The sequence below is a fragment of the Niallia sp. MER 6 genome, from assembly GCF_023714395.1.
Classification (GTDB): Bacteria; Bacillota; Bacilli; order Bacillales; family Cytobacillaceae; genus Niallia.
The window spans coordinates 53,941-76,383 of the sequence record NZ_JAMAUK010000014.1 but is presented as its reverse complement, the minus strand read 5'-3'; the positions used below and the strand labels follow the sequence as shown (position 1 = coordinate 76,383).

Here is a 22,443-nt window from a genome sequence, read left to right as displayed (position 1 = left end):
CAAAGCCATCTTTTTTTGAAAAATTATTATTTTGTTGATCCTCTAGACTCAATACGGTGAGGCAATACAACGATGCCATCTTCCACTGTTTCTTTGTTCATATACTTAGTCAACAACCTCATTGCCACTGCGCCAATATCATAAAGCGGCTGAACAACAGTTGTTAATTGCGGTCTTACCATTAGTGTAAGCTTTGTATTGTCAGAACTGATAATTTCAAAATCGTCTGGAACCTTAAAGCCTTTATCTTCTGCACAGTGGATAACGCCGATTGCCATTTCATCTGATCCAACGAAGATAGCAGTAGGCTTTTCAGCCAATTCCATTAGTTTGTCAAATGATTCCATACCAGATTCGTATGTGTAATCTCCTTCTACAACAAGATCTTCATTAAAGGCAATGCCTGCATCCGCCAATGCTCGCTTATATCCTTCAAGCTTATGCAACTTGTTAATAGGCTCTTCTAATGAACCTAGCACTAGTGCAATAACCTTATGTCCTTTTTCTACAAAAGAAGTAACAGCATCATAAGTTGCTTGCGCATAATCAATATTTACAGAAGCAATCTTTTTGCTTGATTCAACGCTTGCTGCAAGTACAATCGGCACTGGAGACTTTTCAAATTCCTGAACATGCTCCTCTGTAATGTTACCGCCCATGAATACAATCCCGTCAACTTGTTTTCCAAGCATTGTATTCAGAAGGTGAAGCTCTTTATCTTTATTTTGATCTGAGTTGCTCAAAATAATATTATATTTGTACATTGTTGCAATATCTTCAATCCCTCTAGCAAGCTCTGCATAGAAAGTGCTTGAAATATCAGGTATAACGACACCTACAGTCGTTGTCTTTTTACTTGCTAAACCGCGCGCTACAGCATTAGGTCTGTATCCTAAACGGTCAATTACCTCAAGGACCTTCTTCCTTGTTGCAGGTTTCACATTCGGGTTTCCGTTTACAACACGGGAAACAGTAGCCATTGATACACTCGCTTCCCTAGCGACATCATATATTGTAATATTCATGTTCTACACTCCTTTTAAACGTACATTCACTATATTTATTTTACGGCAAGTAGCTAGAACCTAAACATTGTTTGTTTCAATTTAGCTAATCTTGTCTGATTATGTATTTAATCATACGATAACGTTGCAAATGCCGCAATGACAAGCTTTCATTTTTTTTCAAAAAAGCTGTTTTTTTTAATTAATTAAGGTTAGCCCTGTTGTCAGAGCGTTTTCATTTCTAAATATTCTAACATATATGAATCTAAAATGCCCGTGATACCTATTATCACTACTCATTTTATAGACATTTTCCAACAAACTTATACCTAATGAAAGAGCAAACAAAAAAGCAGATGGTATCATCCATCTGCTTTTTTCAAAAAATTATGCTCTTACGTATGGTGACTCAAGAATTGATTTGTAGAACTCATCGAATTGCGGAATATCCATTTGCTGTGCAGAATCTGACAGAGCAACTGCAGGATCCGGGTGAACCTCAGCCATAACGCCGTCTGCTCCGATTGCAAGTGCTGCTTTAGCACAAGGCAACAGCAAATCTTTTCTTCCAGTTGAGTGTGTTACATCAACAAATACAGGAAGATGTGTTTCTTGTTTTAAGATTGGTACTGCAGAGATATCAAGGGTATTTCTTGTAGCACGTTCGTATGTGCGGATACCGCGTTCACAAAGCATGATTTGGTCATTACCTTGAGAAATAATATATTCAGCTGCGTTAATGAACTCCTCAATTGTGGCAGCAAGTCCTCTTTTTAGCAATACAGGCTTCTTCACACTACCAGCTGCTTTTAATAACTCGAAGTTTTGCATGTTACGAGCACCGATTTGAATAACATCAATGTAATCCAATGCTTCTTCAATATGCTGTGGGCTTACGATTTCACTGATTACACGAAGATCGTATTCATCAGCAACACGCTTTAGGATTTTTAGACCTTCTACACCAAGACCTTGGAAATCATAAGGAGATGTTCTTGGTTTAAACGCTCCTCCACGAAGCAATGTTAAACCTTTTGCTTTTACACTTTCAGCAACTTTTGCAACTTGCTCATATGACTCAACTGAACATGGACCAAAGACGAATTTAGGTACTCCATCGCCAATTTTTGTTCCTCTAATATCAACAATTGTATCTTCCGGTTTCTTTTTACGGGAAACAAGAAGTGCTTTGCTGTCATCTTCTTGCTGCAGCTGCAGACCAGCTTTGAAGATTTGTTTGAACAAGTGGGCAATCGTTGCATTATCGAACGGCCCGTCGTTTTTAGCTAAAATATCGTCAAGCATTTTGCGTTCCCTTACAGGGTCATAACGATGTGCTCCATGTGTCACTTTTGTTTGTGCGATTTTTTGGACTAAGTTAGCTCTCTCGTTAATCTTCTCTAAAATTTCTAAGTTTAACTCATCAATTCTGTCACGAAGCATTTCCAATTCTTTATTGCTCACTATCTCCATCATCCCTTCTATCAATAATCCAAATCAGTGTTTTCTATAACCTGTTTGGACAACTGCCGATTATTCTTTATACCAACTAAAAAATATGTTACATTTCTTTTAATTGGGTTTATTATAAAACAACTTTATTCGGTTGTCACTACTTTTCTTTATTAATTAAACGCTTTTAAGCACTAAAGCGTTTTTATTCATATTTTTTCTGTAAATATAAGTTAAACAATAACATTTATTATGTACACAATAAACCCATTTTTTATCATTTTCATTAAAAGAAGGTGTATTTTTTGCAAAATAAAGAAAAATTATTTGCATTAGATATTGGTACACGATCCGTAGTTGGCATTATCATTGAAGCTGATAGTGATAATTATCATGTTTCAGATATTCTTTCCATTGAGCATAAAGAAAGAGCAATGCTAGACGGACAAATACATGATGTCCTTGCAGTAGCTAAAATCATTCAGGAAATTAAAACTAAAATGGAAGAAAAACATGGTCCTCTCCGCAAAGTCAGTGTAGCTGCAGCAGGGAGAGCACTAAAAACAGAAAAAGCTGCTTATACGGTAGAAATCGCAAGAAAACCAATGATGACTAAGCAGGATATTCTACATATGGAGCTTGCGGCCGTCCAGCAGGCACAAAGTGCGGTTGCTGAAAAAAACAGTCGCGAAAACAGTCAATTTTATTATTGTGTTGGTTATTCTGTGCTTCGTTACACACTTGATGAACAAGAAATGGGGAGCTTGATTGACCAGCAGGGAAATGTTGCAAAGGTAGAGATCATTGCTACTTTTCTGCCAAAGGTTGTCGTAGAATCATTGATTGCCGCATTGCACAGGGCAGATTTGGAAATGGAGGCTTTGACACTTGAACCGATTGCCGCCATTAATGTATTGATTCCTCCATCTATGAGAAGATTAAATGTCGCTCTTGTAGATATTGGAGCAGGAACATCCGATATTGCTATTACTGATGAAGGCACTGTTATCGCTTATGGCATGGTTCCTGTCGCTGGGGATGAAATAACAGAAGCAATCAGCGATCAATATTTATTGGATTTTCCATTAGCAGAAGCAGCCAAAAAACAGCTCTCTGAACTGGAGCAAATAACGATTACTGATATTCTTGGCTTTTCTACAGACATAAGCAGAGCAGAAGTTATCAAGCAAATATCTCCTGCATTAGATAAGCTTGCAGACGCCATTTGCCGGGAAATACTGCTCCTGAATAACCATCAGTCACCAAAGGCTGTCATGCTTGTCGGCGGAGGTAGCCAAACACCTGCACTTCAAGAAAAAATAGCAGAGCTGTTAAATTTGCCTGCGAACCGAGTTGCAATTAGAGGCATTGATGCTATTAATAACTTAACCTTTGAGGATTCGGCTATTAAAGGACCTGAGCTTGTTACACCAGCAGGCATTGCGATAGCGGCAGGTCAATCTCCTGTGCAATATAAAACTGTTTATGTGAACGAACAGCCTATCAGGCTGTTTGAAGTAAATAAGCTGACAATTGGAGACTGTCTGCTTGCCTCTGGCCTCTCCGTATCTAAACTGTACGGCAAGCCGGGAATAGCAAAAATCATTTCTTTAAATGGGCAAAAAATTACTATCCCAGGAAGCCATGGGGAAGGACCTGTCATTACAAGAGATGGGGAAATTTGTTCATTAGATGATTTAGTCGAAAACGGGCAAAGTCTGAAAGTGGTAAAAGGCAAGGATGGAGAGCAGACACAAGTACAGATTAAGAGCTTGCTAGATTCAGATACTGGCAGAAGTGTGCGCATTAATGGCAAGGATTACACAATTTGTGACAGAGTTTTCTGCAACGGGCAAGCAGCCTCTCTCGATAAATGGATAGAAGATCGTGATGTAATTGATGTAGTAACAGTCTATACCATTCAAGAGCTCTTGGAAGGTCTTGAATTATACGATATTTTGGAGGAATTGCGTCCTTTCCAAATAAAAATCAATGAAAAGGATACTGTCATTCCAGCTTTTTCCGGAAAGCTTTATCGAAACGGACTGCCCTCCAAGCTAAATCACAGCTTTGATACTAACGATGAAATCATGATTGAAAAAAGGCAGATTCCAACAGTCTCAGAATTGGCGGAAAGAAGACAGGTGCTGTTTGTTCAAGTGCTCCCTGTCACCTTTAATGGAAAGAAATTGACCCTCTCCAAACAGCTAGCTCAAGTTTCAAGAAATGGGCAAGCATTAAACCTAGAGGATAAAATTTATCCTAACGAAAAAATTCAAATTGAACAGAAACCTTTTGAAGGCTTCTTATTCCAAGATTTATTTGCATATGTGCAAATAGATATGCCAAAAAGTAACCAAGGAAGCTTTGAACTGATGAAAAATGGGGAAAAAGCAACCTTTTTAACACCTATCGACAAAGGTGACGACCTTTCCATTGTCTGGAAGGTTGCTGCAACATAAAAAAAAGATGGCATGGGGAGTATCCCGTTGCCATCTTTTTTTATGCTTGTGCACTTGCTTCTTGAAGAGAGTCGACTGTAATTCCACCGTGTGATGCATTCCATACAACAGAACGGTCAGAGAACAACAAAGCTTGCGGCGATTCATGTCTAACCCCGAATGTTTCAGCAATATAGTTAGATAGCGGTCTAGCCTCCTGTACAGCCAAATAATAGGTATCGATATCTTTATTTGTGTCTGCATATTGGTTATATTCGTCAAATGCTGCCGCACTAATCGGACATGTTAAACTATGCTTCACAACGAATGCTTTCTTGCTGCTGTTCAAAACCTCTTCCAATTGTTCTACTGTCTCAATTTTTTTCATGGATTTCCCTCCAGTTTTTGTCTTTACATAAAAAGGAAGCCCCATTAGCTGGGGCACCTTATTATTGGTTATATCTGCTTTCTGTTTCATCAAACGCTTTTTTTGTTTCTTCCAGTTTCTTTTGGATTTCATCATACTCGCCCTTGAAAGGGTCGTCAGTTTCCGTACCTGCAGCAGCTTCTGCATTATCTGTCTGCTGTTCGTCTTTCCCTCGATTTTTTACTTTCTCCATTAAACCATTGGAATGCTTCGTTACCGTATTGCCTAAGCTGCCTGTCTTATCTTTAGCAATGCTGATATACTCAGTTCCTTTATCCTTAACTGTGCCAGAGAGCTCAATTCCTTTTTCTTTCAGAAGTCCTGCCTGCTGATTCAAATCCTGAATCAGTTCCTTACCAGGCTTTGGAGCAAGGAATAGAGCTGTCGCTGCTCCAACAATTCCGCCTACAATGGCACCTAGCAGAAAGTCTTTTCCGTTTGAGCTTTCATTTTCTACAACTGTTGTTTCGTATTCCCTTGTCATCATTACCCCTCCTAAAAAATTAATGAGCTTTTACTTTTATGTTACTCTCAGCAGCTTTGCGAGCTTTCCACTGATCTCTGATGTTAAAGAACATCTTGCTGTATTGAAGTACTTGGGCAATCTTGTCCTGATTGTGGACAAGCTTTTGCTCCACATTTTGATTGATGTTTTGAATAGAATCATTAAATCCTTTAACTGAAGTGCCAATACCTTTAACAGCATCGACAACACTGTTGAGGCTTTCTGATTTTTGCTGAATATCCTCTGCCAAAACATTTGTCTTATGCAGTAAAATGGTCGTTTCCTTCGTGACACCATCAAGCTGTCTTTCAAGGCCAACTAATGTTTTGGAGACACTATCAAGTGTGATATGTAACGATTTCAATGTTCTGGCAACATAAATTACCAAAATAGTGAAAGCAATGGCAATCAATGCAACACTGCAATATAAAATAATAATCATTTACTATACACCTCCGCTTTTTCAATGTTTTTCCCAATTTGGCGAATGCCTAAACCTTTCTTCTATTATAGTTGGAAAAACAGCCAGAAACAAATAAAACAGGTAAATTCATCCTATAACTTTTGTGTCAAAAGACTCCCCTAGTTTAGGTTATTTCAGACAATATTATTTAAGAAAAATATTTTTTAGGGTACAATAATATAGTTGACCACATAATCGGGGGTTCGACGTATCTACATACAAAGAAGAGTCGAAATTTTTTAATAATATAGGAGGCATTTTATGAAAGATCCACGTATTGAGCTGTTAGCTAAAAACTTAATTAATTACTCTATTCGATTGCAAAAAGGAGAAAAAGTACTTATTGAAAACTTCGGTTTGCAAAAGGAGCTAGTCAAAGCTCTTGTGAAGGAAGCATATGCTGCAGGCGGATACCCATTTGTTTCATTAAAGGATAATGATGTGAACAGATCATTGCTATTAGGTGCCCAAGAAGAACAATATGAAATGATGGCTGCCTTTGAAGCGAATGTAATGAGCCAAATGGATGCTTATATTGGACTTCGTGCAGGTGACAATATTAATGAACATGCAGATGTTCCTGCTGAAAAAATGAAAATCGAAGGCTCTACAATCGGAAAGAAAGTCCACAGGGAAATTCGTGTTCCGAAGACAAAATGGGTTGTGCTTCGTTACCCAAGTCCATCTATGGCCCAGCTTGCAAAAATGAGCACAGATGGATTTGAAGATTTCTACTTTAATGTCTGCAATCTAGACTATGGCAAAATGGATAAAGCAATGGATAGTCTTGTTGATCTAATGAACAAAACGGATGAAGTAAAAATTACTGGCCCTGGAACTGATTTGACTTTCTCTATTAAAGATATTCCTGCCATCAAGTGCTCTGGCCAAATGAATATACCTGACGGGGAAGTTTATACTGCTCCTGTGCGCAATTCTGTAAACGGAACGCTTACCTATAATACACCATCTCCATACCAAGGATTCACGTTTGAGCAGGTTAAGCTTACATTCAAGGATGGCAAAATCATTGAAGCAACTTCTAATGATACAGAACGCTTGAACGCAATCCTTGATACAGATGAGGGCGCAAGATTTATTGGGGAGTTTGCGATTGGGGTAAATCCATATATTCTTCATCCAATGCAGGATATTCTGTTTGACGAAAAAATTGATGGAAGCTTCCACTTCACACCAGGACAATGCTATGATGATGCATTCAATGACAATCATTCTAATATTCATTGGGATATGGTCAATATTCAAAGACCTGATTATGGCGGAGGAGAAATTTATTTCGACGGTGTGCTTATTCGTAAGGATGGAAGATTTGTTATACCTGAACTGGAGTCATTGAATCCAGAAAACCTTAAATAAAATGACAAAAAAAAGATGCTGCTTTTAGCAGCATCTTTTTTATACTATTTACACAAGCGATTTTTCATACGCCTCTTGGAATTTCTGAACATCTCCAGCACCCATAAATAGGATAACACTCTTTTCGTGTGCTTTCAGTGCTTCAATTTTTTCTTCTGAAATGACTTTGCTGCCTGGAATTTTCTCTGCCAAGTCTTCAATGCTAAGCTTGCCATGGTTTTCTCTTGCAGATCCGAATATTTCACACAAATAAGTGGAATCAGCCAAGCTTAAGCTTTCAGCAAATTCATTTAAGAAAGTTTGCGTACGTGAGAATGTGTGCGGCTGGAATACTGCCACAATCTCTCTGTCCGGATACTTCTGTCTTGCAGCTTCAACCGTCGCTTTGATTTCCGTTGGGTGATGTGCATAATCATCAATGATTACTTGATCTCCGATTTGTTTTTCAGAGAATCTGCGTTTTACACCTTCAAATGACATTAAGCGTTCCTGCACAATGCTTGCATCCAAATCTTCGTAATGACTTAAAGCAATAACAGAAAGTGCATTTAAAATATTATGGTTGCCAAATGTCGGAATTGAGAATGTATTATAGTAAGTATTTCTTACATATACTTCAAACGTCGTACCTTCTGTTGACTTTACAACATTTCTTGCTTGGAAATCATTTTCATCGTCAAATCCGTAGAACACAACAGGCACTTTTGCTTGAATTTTTTGAAGCTGTTCATCATCACCACAAGCAAAGATTCCTTTGTTCACTTGCCAAGCCATTTCCTGGAAGGCAGAAAATACATCATCAACATTCGCAAAATAATCAGGATGATCAAAATCAATATTCGTCATGATGGCATAATCTGGGAAGTAAGATAAGAAGTGTCTTCTGTACTCACATGCTTCAAATGCAAAGTACTCCGCATTCTCCGTACCTCTTCCTGTTCCATCCCCAATTAAATATGCTGTCGGCTTCGCGCCTTTTATCACATGAGCAAGCAGCCCTGTTGTGGATGTTTTACCATGGGCGCCTGTCACAGCCACACTCGTGAACTGCTTCATAAAGTCGCCTAAAAAACGGTGGTAGCGGACAACTGGTAGACCCAGTGCGTTTGCTTCCACAACTTCTTCATGCGTATCAGGGAAAGCATTGCCCACAATGACATTCATTCCCGGCTGAATATTTTCCTTTGAGAAAGGAAGAATTTTAATTCCTGACTGTTCTAAAGCCACCTGTGTAAAAAATCTCTTTTCTACATCTGAACCTTGAACTTTTAATCCCATATCATGCAGGATTTGTGCAAGTGCACTCATCCCTGACCCTTTAATACCTACGAAGTGGTAAATAGTCATATAAAGAACCTCCAACTATCGTATATCTTTTACACAGTATATGAAATGAACCTATAATTTGCTCATAGCATAAATTTCGCCACTATGGGCCTCATAAAGGGATATTACCTTTTTAAAGAAAATGCTAAAACAAGGTAATATCCAATCAGGCCAGATTTAACTTTTTTTTCCTTTTTTCACTCACATTTATTCATTATACCATCTTTTATGGAGAAAAACTATGTATCAATCATATTCCCTACTGAAAGGATTTATATTAGTGATACAGACAGTTTATGAAAAATTAATGTTGTTCCGTGTCATGAAGCTGCAAAAATTCCATTTCCGTAATGAGTACATCTCTTGGTTTTGTGCCTTTTGCCTCTGAAATATACCCGTGTTTCTCCATCATGTCAATAAGTCTTGCTGCACGATTATAGCCGATTTTGAAGTTTCTTTGCAGGCTTGAAGTTGAAGCACCGCCTTGCTCAATCACAAATTCGCATGCCTCATAAAACAGCTCATCTTCCTCTTCAGACATCTGGACTTTTTTAAGAAGCTCTTCTTGCTCAAACAAGTATTCCGGTTTTCTTTCTCTTCTAGCATGTGCAACAACCTGATCAATTTCCTCATCTGAAACAAATGTCCCTTGTAAGCGGACTGGCTTTGATGTCCCGTTTTCTAAGAAAAGCATATCCCCTTTACCGAGGAGCTTTTCTGCACCGCTTATATCAATGACTGTTCTTGAGTCGATTTGAGACGATACAGAGAATGCGATTCTTGTCGGTACATTTGCCTTAATCAGTCCTGTAATAACATCAACAGACGGCCTTTGTGTCGCGATTAACAAATGGATACCGCATGCTCTTGCTTTTTGGGCAATCCTGCTGATGGCTTCCTCTACATCTGCAGGGGCCATCATCATTAAATCTGCAAGCTCATCAATAATGATAACAATGTACGGCAGCTTATCCGCATATTGTTTATGCTCCTCTGCAAGCTGGTTAAATTTAGTTATATCCCTTACACCTGCATGTGCAAGCAGCTCGTATCTCCGCTCCATCTCCTCAACGGCCCATTTTAAGGCAGCTGTTGCTGTTTTAACATCTGTTATAACAGGGCTTGCCAGATGAGGAATGTAATTATATGGAGCAAGCTCCACCATCTTAGGATCAATCAGCAATAGTTTAAGCTCTTCTGGCTTCGCCTTATACAGCAGACTTACTAACATTGTGTTAATACAAACACTTTTACCAGAACCAGTTGCTCCTGCAATTAATCCATGCGGCATTTTGCGCAAATCAGTAACAATCGGCTTACCTGAAATATCGAGACCTAACGCAACTGTCAGTGGAGACGCAGACTCTTTAAATTCATTGCTATTAAGAATCTCACTTAACAATACAGGTCTGCTTGTCCGGTTTGGAACTTCAATCCCAATCGTATGCTTGCCAGGAATCGGCGCTTCAATTCGAATATCCTTTGCAGCAAGGCTGAGCTTTAAGTCATCTGAAAGATTGGTGATCTTGCTGACTTTCACACCAGGCTCTGGCTGTACCTCATATCTTGTAACAGACGGCCCTTGTGTGACATTAACAACTCTCGCATGAACATTAAAGTTCTTAAATGTATGATTCAAGAGCTCAGTCTGTTCTTCAATCCAGCCGTCATGCTCCACATCGAAAATCGGAGGGTTTAATAAATTCTCTTCAGGAAAGACATAGTACGGCAGCTCTTCCTGCACCGCAACAGACTCAAGTGAAGCTGCTGTTTCTTCTGTCACAGGTTCTTCTGCCACATCGTTAACAGGCTCAGGCTGAGGCACTGGTTTGCTTATTGGCTGTTGTTTTCTTTTATTTTCAAGAGATTTCCGATCAGTATTTAGCATTAACACATTAAAAGGAAGAGCTTTTTTCTTGGCAGGTGGAGCTTGGTCAGCCTCGTTAGCCTGCTTATCTCCCACTTCCTGTTCCTGCTGTCCATGTTTGGCTGTCTCTTGCTCACTTGAAGAGTTTTCATCTAACCCAACAGCTTCTGAATGATTAGAATCCTTATTTTCAGCAGCATTTAGAACAACAGGTTCCACCTCTTCTGGAACGCTTGCCACTTTTTCCATTTCAAGTAATATTGTCTGCTCTGCTGGCTGAATTGCATTTGCCTCTCGCAATTGTTCGCTTACTGGGTTGGAAATACTCAGCTCTTCTGCCTCCATGACAGGTTCTTCGGCCCTTTCGGTAACTACTGCTTCTGCCTCCATTACTTCCTCTGCCTCTAGTGCAGACTGAACTTCCGACTCAATTGTGTACGGCTCCACCTGGACAACTGATTCTTTCGCCATTTCGACAATAGCGGCTTCTTCCTCTGGTGCAGTCTGAACTTCTGTCGCTACTGTATCCGACTCCTCTGCCTGCATGAATGGTTCTTCCACCATTTCGACAACTGCTGTTATTTCTGCTTCAACCACTTCTTCCTCTAGCGCAGATTGGATTTCCGACTCAGCTGTGTACGGCTCTTCCGCCTGCATGACTGGTTTTGCCGCCATTTCGACAACTGCTGTTATTTCTGCTTCAACTTCATCTTCCTCTAGCGCAGATTGGATTTCCGACTCAGCTGTGTACGACTCTTCCGCCTGCATGACTGGTTTTGCCGCCATTTCGACAACTGCTGTTATTTCTGCTTCAACTTCATCTTCCTCTAGCGCAGATTGGATTTCCGACTCAGCTGTGTACGGCTCTTCCGCCTGCATGACTGGTTTTGCCGCCATTTCGACAACTGCTGTTATTTCTGCTTCAACCACTTCTTCCTCTGGCACAGGCTGAACTTCTGTCTCAACTGCATACGGCTCCTCTGCCTGCATGACAGGGTCTTCTCCATTTTCAATAACTGCTGTTATTTCTGCTTCAATCACTTCTTCCTCTAGCACCTGCTGGATTCGAGCGTCTAAAGTATCCGGCGCTTCTACCTGAAGGTTTGTTTCCTCTATCAGCTCCACAACGAAAGGCATTTCTGCTTCTGCCTCTATTGACTCCTGCATTGCTATGCTTACTTCCTGTTGTTCTTCATGAGGAATTGGTTGCTCCGCAAGCTCTAAGGTTGCAGCGGATTCGATTTGCTGTTTTTCTTCTGGGAGAAGTGCTGTCTCTGCAGCATATATTACTTCTTGTTCTTTTGCTTTGTTTCTTTCTGTTACCTCTGTAAGAAGATGTTCGGCTTTTTTCTCTATTGCTTCAGGGGTGAGTTCAGCTTTCGTTTCCTCACCACTGTTTGGGCGCACTAATGATTCTTTATCCAGCAATGAGCTCTCGATTGGCTCTTCTTTCTGCTGTGCTCGTAAGGCTGCTTGTTCCGCCTCTTTTCTTCGCATAATAGATGTCAGAAAATCGCTGCTGTCCATAACGGGACGGACCGATTTTGGTTCCATCTTTGGTTTAGCTTGAACTGCCGGCCGATTATATCCATAAATAGGAGACGGTATTTCTGTCGGTTTAAACGGCATTTTTGACTGATAGCTCTTCGGACTGCTTTCTGGTATTTCCCGTGGCTTTGTTCTGTTATGTAAGGCATCGGAGCTTGGTTTTGTTTCAGCAGGCTCCTGCCTATTTGAAACAGCAGACTTCCTTCTGCCTTGTTGAAATTCAGATCTTTCCTTACCTGCTGAACCATACTGTCTTCTTTCTAGCGGGCGCTCTTGTTTGCCTGCATTGGCTGCCCCTTGCAGGGTTCTTTCACCTGGCTTCTCAAACCTGCCTGCAGTAAATGCATTTTCTTCGGGCGGTGTTTGCCTGCCTGTAAAAGCTGGTGTGTTTTGCTTTTCCTCTTCCGGCGGTGATTGCCTTTTAGCATAGGCTGAACCACTCTGCCTTCGTTCAGCTGCGTTCTCCTGTCTGGCTGGTCTGCCGGAAATGCCTATTTCATCATCTGATATAACAGGAAAACGAAACTTCCCCTTTGGATATTGATAAATAATCTTTGAATCTACTTCTTTTTTCCACTCATTATTCCAATCGTTTTGTACATGCGGTGCTTCGCTTTTTTCTTCTGCAGCTTCAAATTGGTCCGTTTCTTCTTGGTCCTCTTTAATAAACTGCTTTATTACTTTCTTGAACCAACTCACTGTAAATCACTCTTTCCATCTTTCTCTCTACTATTTTAACAGTTTATTAATAAAATCGAGATAAAAATCGCTATTATCCCTGCTTTTTCTATTATATTTTACAAAATTTTAATTGCAAGAAGGCAAAACATTTATTCGCATCTATTATTTACCAAATATCCTATTGAAAAAGGGCAGTTGCTTGTTAATAAGACCCTCTTAGTCTTAATCAACACGCACACTACCCTTATTGTAGATAACGAATATTACATCCTGTTTTCATTCAGGCAATATTATCAAATCAAATTGATTAAGTTTTGCATACAAAGCACTTAATATTATTGCTCTTTTTTCTTATTTTTACCTAATATAAAAACAGGCTCAAGGCTGCCGTCTTCATACAAGAAGGACAACGCAGTGATTGGCACTCTGCCGCTGGCAAAGAAACTCATCGTCATCTGTGCCAAAATATCATAACCAGTCTCATTTTCAATATCCGCTATAATTAATACGTCTTGATGAGGTACTGCAACTGCCATCGTCCCCTTCACTGTCTCGCTCATTTCCTTCAGGAAAGAGTCATTAAGGATGCGGCTAGCATCATATCCGTCATTTGTATTTAGGAAATAAAAAGTGTTGCCTGCTACAACATCTTTTTTAAGGGCCGTGCTTAAAGAGCGAGCATTAAACAAGGCTACTTCCTTAATTCTGCTATGTTTCCAGTTTTCCTTCGCCATGATTTTCTCATCAATGAGTCGATACGTATTTCCCATATCCAAGGCATAATATATTCTTGTTTCTGCTGTATGTTCATCTACTACAAAGGGTATTTCTTCATTCGTTTGAACTGGAAACGAAGTGGAACGAATAACAGGGTAAATATTTTTTTCTTTCCCCTCAAGTGTAGGGTCATCCACTAATGCTGTTAAACCATTTTCAATATAGTATACAACCTCGTCAACAGCCTTTTCCTTTTCCAGCTCCCATTTTGCAATAATTCCTGGCAGAGAAACGGTTACACCCTTTCCTGTATCCTTGCTTTCTATTCGAAGTTGATCCTTTTTAGAATCAAACGTAAATACTCTTCCTTCGGCTTTAAGCCTGTCCTGTAAGAGATTTTTCATTTTTTTGCTATCCATCTTCATTAATGCTTTTTCCCCCTTTAAGAGTGGGTAATGATCTATGCTGTTCCTATTATAATAGCAGTTGACCGTCTTTTCAAAGAATGTAGAATTTTGTCGTGCAGAAAAAAACAGCGTTTTTACAGAGACACGCTGTTTTTCATTTTTCTCTTATATGATTATAACGACTCAATAAACTGCTCAATTTCCTCTTGCGTTTTACGATCTTTGCTGACAAAACGGCCTAGCTCTTTCCCGTTTTCAAATGCGATAAAGCTTGGAATTCCAAATACATCTAACTCAATGCAAGTATCGATGAACTTATCGCGGTCAATGTGAATAAATGTATACTCACTGTATTTTTGCTCTACTTCTGGCATGAATGGTTCAATGAAGCGACAGTCTCCGCACCAGTTAGCAGAAAATAGGAAAACATGTTTATTGCTGCTGTTTTTCAACTCATTAAATTCTTCTTGTGACTGTAGATCTCTCATCGTCTTAATCCCCCTGATTAAAGCTTTTTATTAATTGATACTAACAAAATCTCTGCTGTTTCACTACTATTATGCTTACTCTTTATTATGAACGTGACTTAGCATCATATTCGTATTGTCCAACCAATGATTCGATAACATGTGCAAACATTTTTTGTCTCGTAATTCTGCCGTTCGTAAATACGCCAATAGCACCTTCATGATGACGGACATTCTTTTTGTTTGCATAACGATCCATTACAGGACCAAGCTCTTCCCCTTCCAACAGAGCATCTGCCACTTCCGTGGGCAAAGGAATGCTCGCACCTCCGCCAATATAGGTTCTGCCGTCGCGAAGTACAAGGGCTCCCCAGTTGCAGACGAACAGGCCATGTTCTGTTTGCTTTACACCGCCTTCAAGACCAATGCCAATGTCGCCTTTTCCAGCAGCTAAAGCATTTTTTGCACGATTAATTGCCCCAGTCATTGTTTCTTCATCAGAGAATGGCTGGGCACTTACCTCTGAAGAGACATCTATTTCTATGAACTCTACGTCTGTCATTGTGCTGAATCCTTCTTTAACAGCACTTGTTTTTGCTGGGTTTCTTGTTCCGATGCAAACAATCATTTCCATCCGCCTCTCTTTAAAAACCTTTTTCTTCATGGAAAAAGAGACAGTCTAATTGTCTGCCTCTTGTTACTCTCCTCATACATTTGCTTTAATTGAATCCACCATTGCTTTATCTGTCGCTTTTACAAGCTTCACAACCAGTTCCTTTGCAGCTGCATAGTCATCAATATGAATGATGGATGCACTTGTATGGATATATCGTGAGCAGATGCCGATTACAGCACTAGGCACTCCATCATTTGCTGTATGCACTCTTCCTGCATCTGTACCGCCAGGGGAGATGAAGTATTGATACGCAATATTATTGCTTTCAGCTGTATCGAGGATAAATTCTCTCATGCCTCTATGCGTTACCATTGTCCGATCGTAGATGCGAAGCAAAGCACCTTTACCTAATTGGCCAAACTGGTTTTTATCACCAGAAGTATCATTTGCAGGACTCGCGTCTAATGCATAAAAAATATCTGGCTGAATCATATTGGCAGCTGTTTGCGCGCCGCGCAAGCCAACCTCTTCTTGAACAGTTGCACCAGAATACAAAGTATTTGGCAGCACCTCTCCTTGCAGCTCCTTCAGCAGCTCAATTGCAAGACCGCAGCCATAGCGGTTATCCCAAGCCTTGGCCATAATTTTCTTTTTATTAGCCATTGGAGTAAAAGGACAAATTGGAACAATAGGCTGCCCTGGCTTGATGCCGATTGAAACAGCATCTGCTTTGTCGTCAGCACCGATATCAATAAGCATGTTTTTAATATCCATCGGTTTATTACGCTGTGCGTCATCAAGTAAATGTGGAGGAATTGAAGCTATTACACCGATAACTGGACCGTTGTCTGTCATTACCTGAACTCTCTGGGCAAGCAAGACTTGGCTCCACCAACCTCCCAGCGGCTGAAAACGCAGCATTCCGTTTTCTGTGATAGAAGTAACCATAAAGCCAACTTCATCCATATGTCCTGCAACCATTACTTTAGGACCATCAGTACTTCCTTTTTTCACACCAAAAATGCTGCCAAGATTGTCTTGAATGATTTCATCGCTGTAAAGGGCAAGCTCCTTACGCATAAAATCACGTACTTCATGCTCATTTCCTGCAACACCGCGTAGCTCAGTCAGTGTACGGAATAATTCCAATGTTTGCTCATTCATCGTATTGCTCCTCTTTTTTTAAAAATTATGTATATATTTATTTTATCGAAATATTAATTTCCTTGCCACCATTAAACATATTGCTTGCTAAATAGATTATTATTAATATAACCAAAATAGGTTTATTACTGGTTTTTTTGGTTTTATTTCACTTATCTCTAATATTTTGGCTATAATAAGAACGAAAGAAAGGAGCTAAAATCATGAACTGGAAAACGATAGTTGCAGGAGCAGCTGTAGGATTTGCAGCAAGCTATGCAGTAAAGGAAGCTGTTTCCAGAAATTATTCCCTGTCAAGTGACCGCGTTCTAAAAATAGTTAAGGCTGTTTTTAAAGAGCAAGGACCTATTACAGGCAGCTGGATCAACATGCAAAAAGAACCCTATGAAACAGCCGGTACAACACAGCTCATTTATCGCGGTGGAATCACGAGAGATAATGATGGCAAAAATGAGTCTTTCGAATTTCTAGCAGACAGCAAAACAGGAAATTTGCTTGATATATATGAGCTTTAAAGATACATAAGTCCATTGCGATACTTGCAATGGACATTTTTACTAATCCCGCTTTATTGCTTCTGTTATTTCTCCTGCTTCATTCCATTTAACACTTCGGTATAATGCATCATGATAAAATGTAAACCAGGCATTTTTGTCTGCTCCCCATTTAAACCATTTTTGTTTTTCTGATATGGATGTCATCGGGTAATCATCATATGCTGTCACCCACAGAACATTTTGATGTGCATGTGTTGGCAATAAATCTGCCATATGGATGGCTGTCTCGCCTCCGTCTTCGATAAGAAGAATAGAATGACCATCACTATGGCCTCCCGTATGAATAAGCTTTAACGGACCCATGCTCCATTCTTTTTCAAAGGTTTTGACTTGTGCTTCAATCGGCTGCCAATTTTGTTCCCAATATGTATTTCTAGAGCGGATATTCGGGTTTTTCATTTCCTGCCACTCCGTTTCTGAAGTAATGATTTCTGCATTCGGAAAAATAGACACCAATTTGTCATTTTCTAACTTAGATAGTCCGCAAGCATGATCAAAATGCATATGTGTCATCAGCACATAATCAATTTCTGTTGGAGAAACCCCAAGTGCTTGTAAATCTCTTTCAAGAAAAGATTCTTCATCAACACCATAATTGCGCATTTGCTTTTTCGTAAGCTTCCCATTTCCAATTCCTGCATCAATCAGTATTCGTTTTCCATCCCACTCAAGAAACATCGGGTCTGAAGGAAGTGTTACTTGATTTACCTCATTGCACTCATACTTTTTGGACCATAATGGCTTTGGTACAACACCAAAAATGGCACCACCATCCATTTTTGTAACACCACCATTTAGCCATGTCACCGTAATTTCACCAATCTTTAAACTGTTCATTCAAGCTAGCCTCCTAATCATTATTCTTACCAAAATTATAGTTGATTTTTCTTTAGACAACAAAAAAAGAGACTAGCTTTAGCATTAGTCTCTTTGTCTTATCATCTGAATTGGGTTTCACTGCGGTAAATTCTGCTGCCACGCTCAGAGAATTTCTCTTCATATTCAGTCATTATATTACCTTCATAATCGCTGTTATGAAGATCAAGGCTGACATACTTCAGCAGCATGCCATACTCAGAGAAGCTGCGAAGAGAATATTCAAATAACCCTTGGTTATCTGTCTTAAAGTGAATTTCACCGTTCGGGATAAGGACTTCCTCATATGACTTTAGGAAATTCTTATAAGTTAGCCTTCTCTTCTCATGTCTAGTTTTTGGCCATGGATCAGAGAAATTCAAATAAACGCGCTCTACTTCCCCTTTAAGGAAATAGTCAGTCAGCTTAGATGCATCGAGATTCATCAGCTTTAGATTCGGAATTTCCGCCTCAATCACTCTGTCTAAAGCGGAAACGATGACACTTTCTTGCAGTTCAATCCCGATATAGTTAATATCTGGATTAGCTTTTGCCATCTCTGTAATAAATCTGCCTTTTCCTGTACCTACCTCTATATGAATGGGTCCTTTAACGCTGAAAGCTTGATCCCATTTTCCTTTCCATTCCTCCGGATGCTGCACTGCATATTGGGGATATGCCAGCAGCTTGTCCTTTGCCCACGGTTTATGTCTTAATCGCATTGTGACACTCCTTCTTTACGTATATATCCATCAACAAACAATACCATTCTTGCGGCTATCATGCAATACTCTTTTCTTTTCCATAACACGCTACAATTATGTCAAAAAATACAGGGTAATTTTACAAATGCAAATATCGTATAAAGAAAAAAAAGAATTCACAACCTATTAGTGAATTCCTTTACTGGTATTTGACCATTTTTTATAAAAGAGACCTGAAGAAAGGGTGCAACTAGATGCCAATTACACATGAACATCAATTAGGTATACTAAAGGATATTTTAAACAACCATCAAGAGGACTGCTGTGGTTCTGTTTCTGAATGTGAACAACTTGAACGTCTTGTTACTTCCTTAAAGGTCAATGGCAATATCGACCAAAACATTCTTCCGATTTTAGAAGAAATATGCCAGTACAGCCAAAGAGGAATTCAGGCAAACAATTTAAACAATCATATCCAATCCTCTCAAGAGCAGCTGTCCCAATGGGTCGATGGAATAAATGACTTTTCAGGCTAAATCCTGGTCATTTAGGAATTGTATCCACTTTTCCATCTCATAATAGCGGGATTTCTTTTTATACCATTGGATAGAATTTAGGGTTTGGGCTACCACATACCACTTCATGCGCAGCATCAGGTTGTCAGTCAGCTCAAATCCATATTTTTCAAGCCATTCTTTCCAATCTGATTTTGGGATATACCAGTGAAGAAGCATTCCTAAATCGATTGCCGGATCTGCAATCATTGCGCCATCCCAATCGATTAAATACAACTGGTTGTCTTCTGATAGCAGCCAGTTGTTATGATTTACATCACAATGGCAGACAACTTCTTCCTCCGTTTTTATCGATGGAAGATTCTGTTCTAAAAAGGCAATTGAATTCGTGATGGTTGTATTCCCCGTCAGTTCTTCATCCAGTTCTGCTTTAATAACAGCAAGGATCATATTTGGCATCAAGGTTGTTTTTCCAAGCCTTTTCAGCATTTCCAATAACGGTTTAGATGTATGGATTTTTTTCAGCAGCATCACAACCCTGTCATCTGTCATATCAGATTGGCTGAATTCCCTGCCGATAAGCCACTGCTGCGCAGTAAATACATCTCCGTTTTCAAATCTTTTTGTCCAAACAAGTTTTGGGACAATTCCTTCTGCAGACAAAACAGCTAAAAAAGGCGAAGAGTTTCTTTTCAGAAACAGCTTCTGGCCATTATTCTGGGCGAAAAAGGCCTCGCCTGTTTCCCCGCCTGCAGGGGTTATTTCCCAATCTTGTCCTAATAAATGTTCCAACATTGTTCACCTACTATATATATTGCTCCATGATTTTAGGATGAGTCATTCTTGTTTGAACCTTTTTTATCCCTTGTAGGAAGAACAAACAGATTGATTCGTTCTAACTAATAAAAAACTCTTTATTCTTAGCGTTCTACGCATTTAAGTGCAATATTAATCATCATAAATAGAAAAGGACATAGTACCCCAAAAAACATACTATGCTAATGAAAAAAATCAATGTATCAAGAATAATTTATTGTTATAAAAAAAGAGAGCTATTACAATCAGTAACTGACAACAATAGCTATCACATTAAATATTATCTCTTATTTGGTTTTTTAGTCAAGTCTATCTGCAATATAATATTATTTTTCAAAAATTAAATTTCTGCCTATTCAGTTTGTCTCTTTTCGCTTTCCAATAATTGTTATGCCAATCGGGTTTATATCGATGGTTTTTTCCACATCAGGAAGTTCATGGAGATACACTTCTTCTCCCTTTAACAGGAGCTTCCAATTTCCTTCTTCGACAGCTGCCCTTTGTGAATCGTCATCCGCGTTGATATAGATAATAAGTGTTTCCCAATCACCATAGTCTTCAATATTGTTCAGTTTGTATTCTACGAATAAAGGGGAATGTGATTGAATAGTGACATGCTTTCTAATAGCTTCAGCGCTTGTCAGCCGCAGTGCAGCGGTTGATTTGCGCAAAGATATAAGGTCTTTTATAAATTGGACATTATCAAGAAATGTATCTCTTCTATCCCAGTCAAGTCTGTTAATTTCATCAGGCGATTTATAGCTGTTTTCTACACCGTATTTCGTTCGGAAAAACTCCTGACCGCTGTGAAGAAATGGTATGCCTTGGCTGAGTAAGACGATGGATGTGGCAAGTCGATGTTTTTTACGTTTCAAGCTCATCTCCAAGTCAGGAAAGCACGCCTCAATTTTATCCCAAAGCGTATGGTTATCATGCGATTCTACATAATTGATTGTCTGATTCGGCTCTGTAAATATTCCTGCGTTTTGTTCTGCTAATCCAATGCTGCCAGAGAGAAGCTCATGCACTGCTGGCTGACTCCCATTCCCTAATGCAAAGCCTGTATGTTCCAAATCAAATGTACTTCCCTTTATTTGATCGCGGAATTGATCATTGAACTGGCCGATTCGAGGCATTTTATGTTGATTGCTAATTATCGCCTTGAGATCATCTGGTAGAGGTGTCTGCAGATTCCACCCCTCTCCAAAGGTTAAAATAGACGGATCTTTACTGTCACAAATCTCCCGAACCCCCTGCATTGTCTCTACATCCAATATGCCCATCAAATCAAAACGGAAGCCGTCAATCTGGTATTCCTCCAGCCAGAATCGAACGGAGTCCAGAATATATCTTCTTACCATCAGACGCTCAGAGGCAATATCATTGCCTACACCTGTACCGTTAGAAGGCATTCCGTGAATGTCATAGCGGAAGAAGTAGCCTGGGAGAATCTTCTCAAACGGCGAGTCTTCTTTTTTGTACACATGGTTATAAACAACATCCATAATGACCCTTATTCCTTGCTCATGAATTGCTTGGATAAGCTGTTTTAATTCTTTAATCCTTGCGTATGGGTCAGTCGGATTTGTTGAATAACTGCCTTCAGGGACATTGAAATGTGATGGATTATAACCCCAGTTATATCGTTTAAAAACATTTAATTCATCCACTTCTTCGAAATCATGGACAGGCAGAAGTTCAAGATGAGTCACGCCGAGTTCTTTCACATACGAAAGTCCGGTCCATTCTCCAGTTGAGGTTTTCGTGTTCAGCTGGGCAGCACCTAAGTACGTCCCTTTCTTATCTGCTCCACTGTTCGGATGGATAGTAAAGTCACGGATATGGGTTTCATAAATAATGCTGTCAACAGGGGAGGCAAGTGCTGGCAGTTTAGGTTTCACCGTTTTTGTTTTTCCTAAATCAACGATGACACCCTTTTCACCATTGACGCTAACAGCAACTGCATACGGATCAACCGCTTCTCTCCACTCAAGATTAATAAGAACTAAATAAGTATAGTGAAAGCCGTCTACATCCTGCTCTACCTCAGCTGTCCACACACCCTTTTCTTGTCTTGCCATCGGGATTTCCATACGCCGCTCAGAATGTATAGGATCTTGAAGAACGAGCTTTACTTGTTGAGCTGTTGGAGCCCATAAGAAAAAATGGCTTTTCTCAGCGCTGTATTGCACACCTAACGGACCTTCATAAAAATAACGCATATCAAACTCTTTCGTTCTTATGACTGCACCAATCTGCAAATCAGTGCTGCCATTGTGGTTATCAATAATGGTATAGCTTTTGCCTGCATCCAGCAATTCAGAAGAGATGCAAGTATATTTAACATATTGCTGCATCGTTTCCTTTTTCTTAATGGTTAATGGTACAGAGTATTCTCCCTGTACTGTAAAGGCATCCGCTTCACCGCCATGATACATATAAGGCAGCAGTATAGTAATAACAGACAGCTCATCTAAATAAGCATAATAGTCCCTTTTAATAGATAGCATCATTCCCCACTCCTTCTCTTGTTA

At 39.6% G+C, this 22,443-nt stretch carries 19 protein-coding genes; 4 read left to right on the top strand and 15 right to left on the bottom strand.

What is annotated here, in order from left to right; all coding sequences use genetic code 11:
- Window positions 1–26: 26 nt before the first annotated feature.
- Window positions 27–1,025, bottom strand: coding sequence for a catabolite control protein A (ccpA, locus tag M3600_RS17055; RefSeq protein WP_233317700.1), 999 nt, complete (start codon window positions 1,023–1,025; stop codon window positions 27–29).
- A gap of 366 nt (window positions 1,026–1,391) precedes the next feature.
- Window positions 1,392–2,468 carry a bifunctional 3-deoxy-7-phosphoheptulonate synthase/chorismate mutase gene (locus M3600_RS17050; protein ID WP_233317698.1) on the bottom strand — a complete coding sequence of 359 codons (1,077 nt, stop codon included), beginning with the start codon at window positions 2,466–2,468 and terminating at the stop codon, window positions 1,392–1,394.
- A gap of 293 nt (window positions 2,469–2,761) precedes the next feature.
- On the opposite strand from M3600_RS17050, the gene pilM reads away from it, so the two are divergent.
- Window positions 2,762–4,918: a cell division protein FtsA gene (gene pilM / locus M3600_RS17045; RefSeq protein ID WP_251646826.1), complete on the top strand. Its 2,157-nt coding sequence runs from the start codon at window positions 2,762–2,764 to the stop codon at window positions 4,916–4,918.
- A gap of 40 nt (window positions 4,919–4,958) precedes the next feature.
- Here pilM and ytxJ read toward each other — a convergent pair whose 3' ends face one another.
- The 3 genes from ytxJ to M3600_RS17030 all read right to left on the bottom strand — a co-directional run bounded on the left by ytxJ (window position 4,959) and on the right by M3600_RS17030 (window position 6,271).
- Window positions 4,959–5,285, bottom strand: a complete 327-nt coding sequence (gene ytxJ / locus M3600_RS17040; RefSeq protein ID WP_233317694.1) for a bacillithiol system redox-active protein YtxJ — start codon at window positions 5,283–5,285, stop codon at window positions 4,959–4,961.
- A gap of 61 nt (window positions 5,286–5,346) precedes the next feature.
- Entirely contained in the window at window positions 5,347–5,811 is a 465-nt protein-coding gene (locus tag M3600_RS17035) for a YtxH domain-containing protein (protein WP_251646825.1), read from the bottom strand.
- Between the two features lie 16 nt (window positions 5,812–5,827).
- Window positions 5,828–6,271: a DUF948 domain-containing protein gene (locus M3600_RS17030; protein ID WP_233317691.1), complete on the bottom strand. Its 444-nt coding sequence runs from the start codon at window positions 6,269–6,271 to the stop codon at window positions 5,828–5,830.
- A 282-nt stretch (window positions 6,272–6,553) separates the two neighbouring features.
- Here M3600_RS17030 and M3600_RS17025 point away from each other — a divergent pair, with 282 nt between their 5' ends.
- A complete protein-coding gene (locus M3600_RS17025; protein ID WP_233317689.1) occupies window positions 6,554–7,669 on the top strand; it encodes an aminopeptidase in 1,116 nt (371 codons plus the stop codon).
- A 48-nt stretch (window positions 7,670–7,717) separates the two neighbouring features.
- Here the strand turns inward: M3600_RS17025 and murC are convergent, their stop codons facing one another.
- The 6 genes from murC to M3600_RS16995 all read right to left on the bottom strand — a co-directional run bounded on the left by murC (window position 7,718) and on the right by M3600_RS16995 (window position 16,462).
- Window positions 7,718–9,016: a UDP-N-acetylmuramate--L-alanine ligase gene (gene murC, locus M3600_RS17020; RefSeq protein ID WP_233317687.1), complete on the bottom strand. Its 1,299-nt coding sequence runs from the start codon at window positions 9,014–9,016 to the stop codon at window positions 7,718–7,720.
- 283 nt (window positions 9,017–9,299) lie between these two features.
- Window positions 9,300–13,109, bottom strand: a complete 3,810-nt coding sequence (locus tag M3600_RS17015; RefSeq protein WP_251646824.1) for a DNA translocase FtsK — start codon at window positions 13,107–13,109, stop codon at window positions 9,300–9,302.
- A 317-nt stretch (window positions 13,110–13,426) separates the two neighbouring features.
- Window positions 13,427–14,227 (bottom strand): DUF1444 domain-containing protein, encoded by an 801-nt coding sequence (locus M3600_RS17010; RefSeq protein ID WP_233317729.1) that lies wholly within the window; start codon window positions 14,225–14,227, stop codon window positions 13,427–13,429.
- Window positions 14,228–14,388: 161 nt separating this feature from the next.
- Window positions 14,389–14,703, bottom strand: a complete 315-nt coding sequence (locus M3600_RS17005) for a thioredoxin family protein (RefSeq protein WP_233317682.1) — start codon at window positions 14,701–14,703, stop codon at window positions 14,389–14,391.
- An 85-nt stretch (window positions 14,704–14,788) separates the two neighbouring features.
- A complete protein-coding gene (locus M3600_RS17000; protein ID WP_233317680.1) occupies window positions 14,789–15,310 on the bottom strand; it encodes a DUF84 family protein in 522 nt (173 codons plus the stop codon).
- Between the two features lie 78 nt (window positions 15,311–15,388).
- The gene (locus M3600_RS16995; RefSeq protein ID WP_233317678.1) at window positions 15,389–16,462 is read right to left on the bottom strand and encodes a M42 family metallopeptidase; all 1,074 of its coding nucleotides are present in this window, start codon (window positions 16,460–16,462) and stop codon (window positions 15,389–15,391) included.
- A gap of 203 nt (window positions 16,463–16,665) precedes the next feature.
- On the opposite strand from M3600_RS16995, the gene M3600_RS16990 reads away from it, so the two are divergent.
- Window positions 16,666–16,977, top strand: a complete 312-nt coding sequence (locus tag M3600_RS16990; RefSeq protein ID WP_233317677.1) for a PepSY domain-containing protein — start codon at window positions 16,666–16,668, stop codon at window positions 16,975–16,977.
- Between the two features lie 42 nt (window positions 16,978–17,019).
- Here the strand turns inward: M3600_RS16990 and M3600_RS16985 are convergent, their stop codons facing one another.
- Together M3600_RS16985 and trmB are read right to left on the bottom strand one after the other, a co-directional pair.
- On the bottom strand, window positions 17,020–17,856 hold the full coding sequence (locus tag M3600_RS16985; protein ID WP_251646822.1) for a YtnP family quorum-quenching lactonase: 837 nt from the start codon (window positions 17,854–17,856) through the stop codon (window positions 17,020–17,022).
- A gap of 101 nt (window positions 17,857–17,957) precedes the next feature.
- Window positions 17,958–18,596 (bottom strand): tRNA (guanosine(46)-N7)-methyltransferase TrmB, encoded by a 639-nt coding sequence (gene trmB, locus M3600_RS16980; protein WP_233317656.1) that lies wholly within the window; start codon window positions 18,594–18,596, stop codon window positions 17,958–17,960.
- A gap of 236 nt (window positions 18,597–18,832) precedes the next feature.
- On the opposite strand from trmB, the gene M3600_RS16975 reads away from it, so the two are divergent.
- Entirely contained in the window at window positions 18,833–19,114 is a 282-nt protein-coding gene (locus M3600_RS16975) for a YtzH-like family protein (RefSeq protein ID WP_251646821.1), read from the top strand.
- Here the strand turns inward: M3600_RS16975 and M3600_RS16970 are convergent.
- Window positions 19,106–19,885: a phosphotransferase family protein gene (locus M3600_RS16970; protein ID WP_251646848.1), complete on the bottom strand. Its 780-nt coding sequence runs from the start codon at window positions 19,883–19,885 to the stop codon at window positions 19,106–19,108. The two genes, M3600_RS16975 and M3600_RS16970, sit on opposite strands and share 9 nt — an antisense overlap.
- A gap of 380 nt (window positions 19,886–20,265) precedes the next feature.
- Window positions 20,266–22,419 carry a type I pullulanase gene (pulA, locus tag M3600_RS16965; RefSeq protein WP_396953824.1) on the bottom strand — a complete coding sequence of 718 codons (2,154 nt, stop codon included), beginning with the start codon at window positions 22,417–22,419 and terminating at the stop codon, window positions 20,266–20,268.
- Window positions 22,420–22,443: the final 24 nt, after the last annotated feature.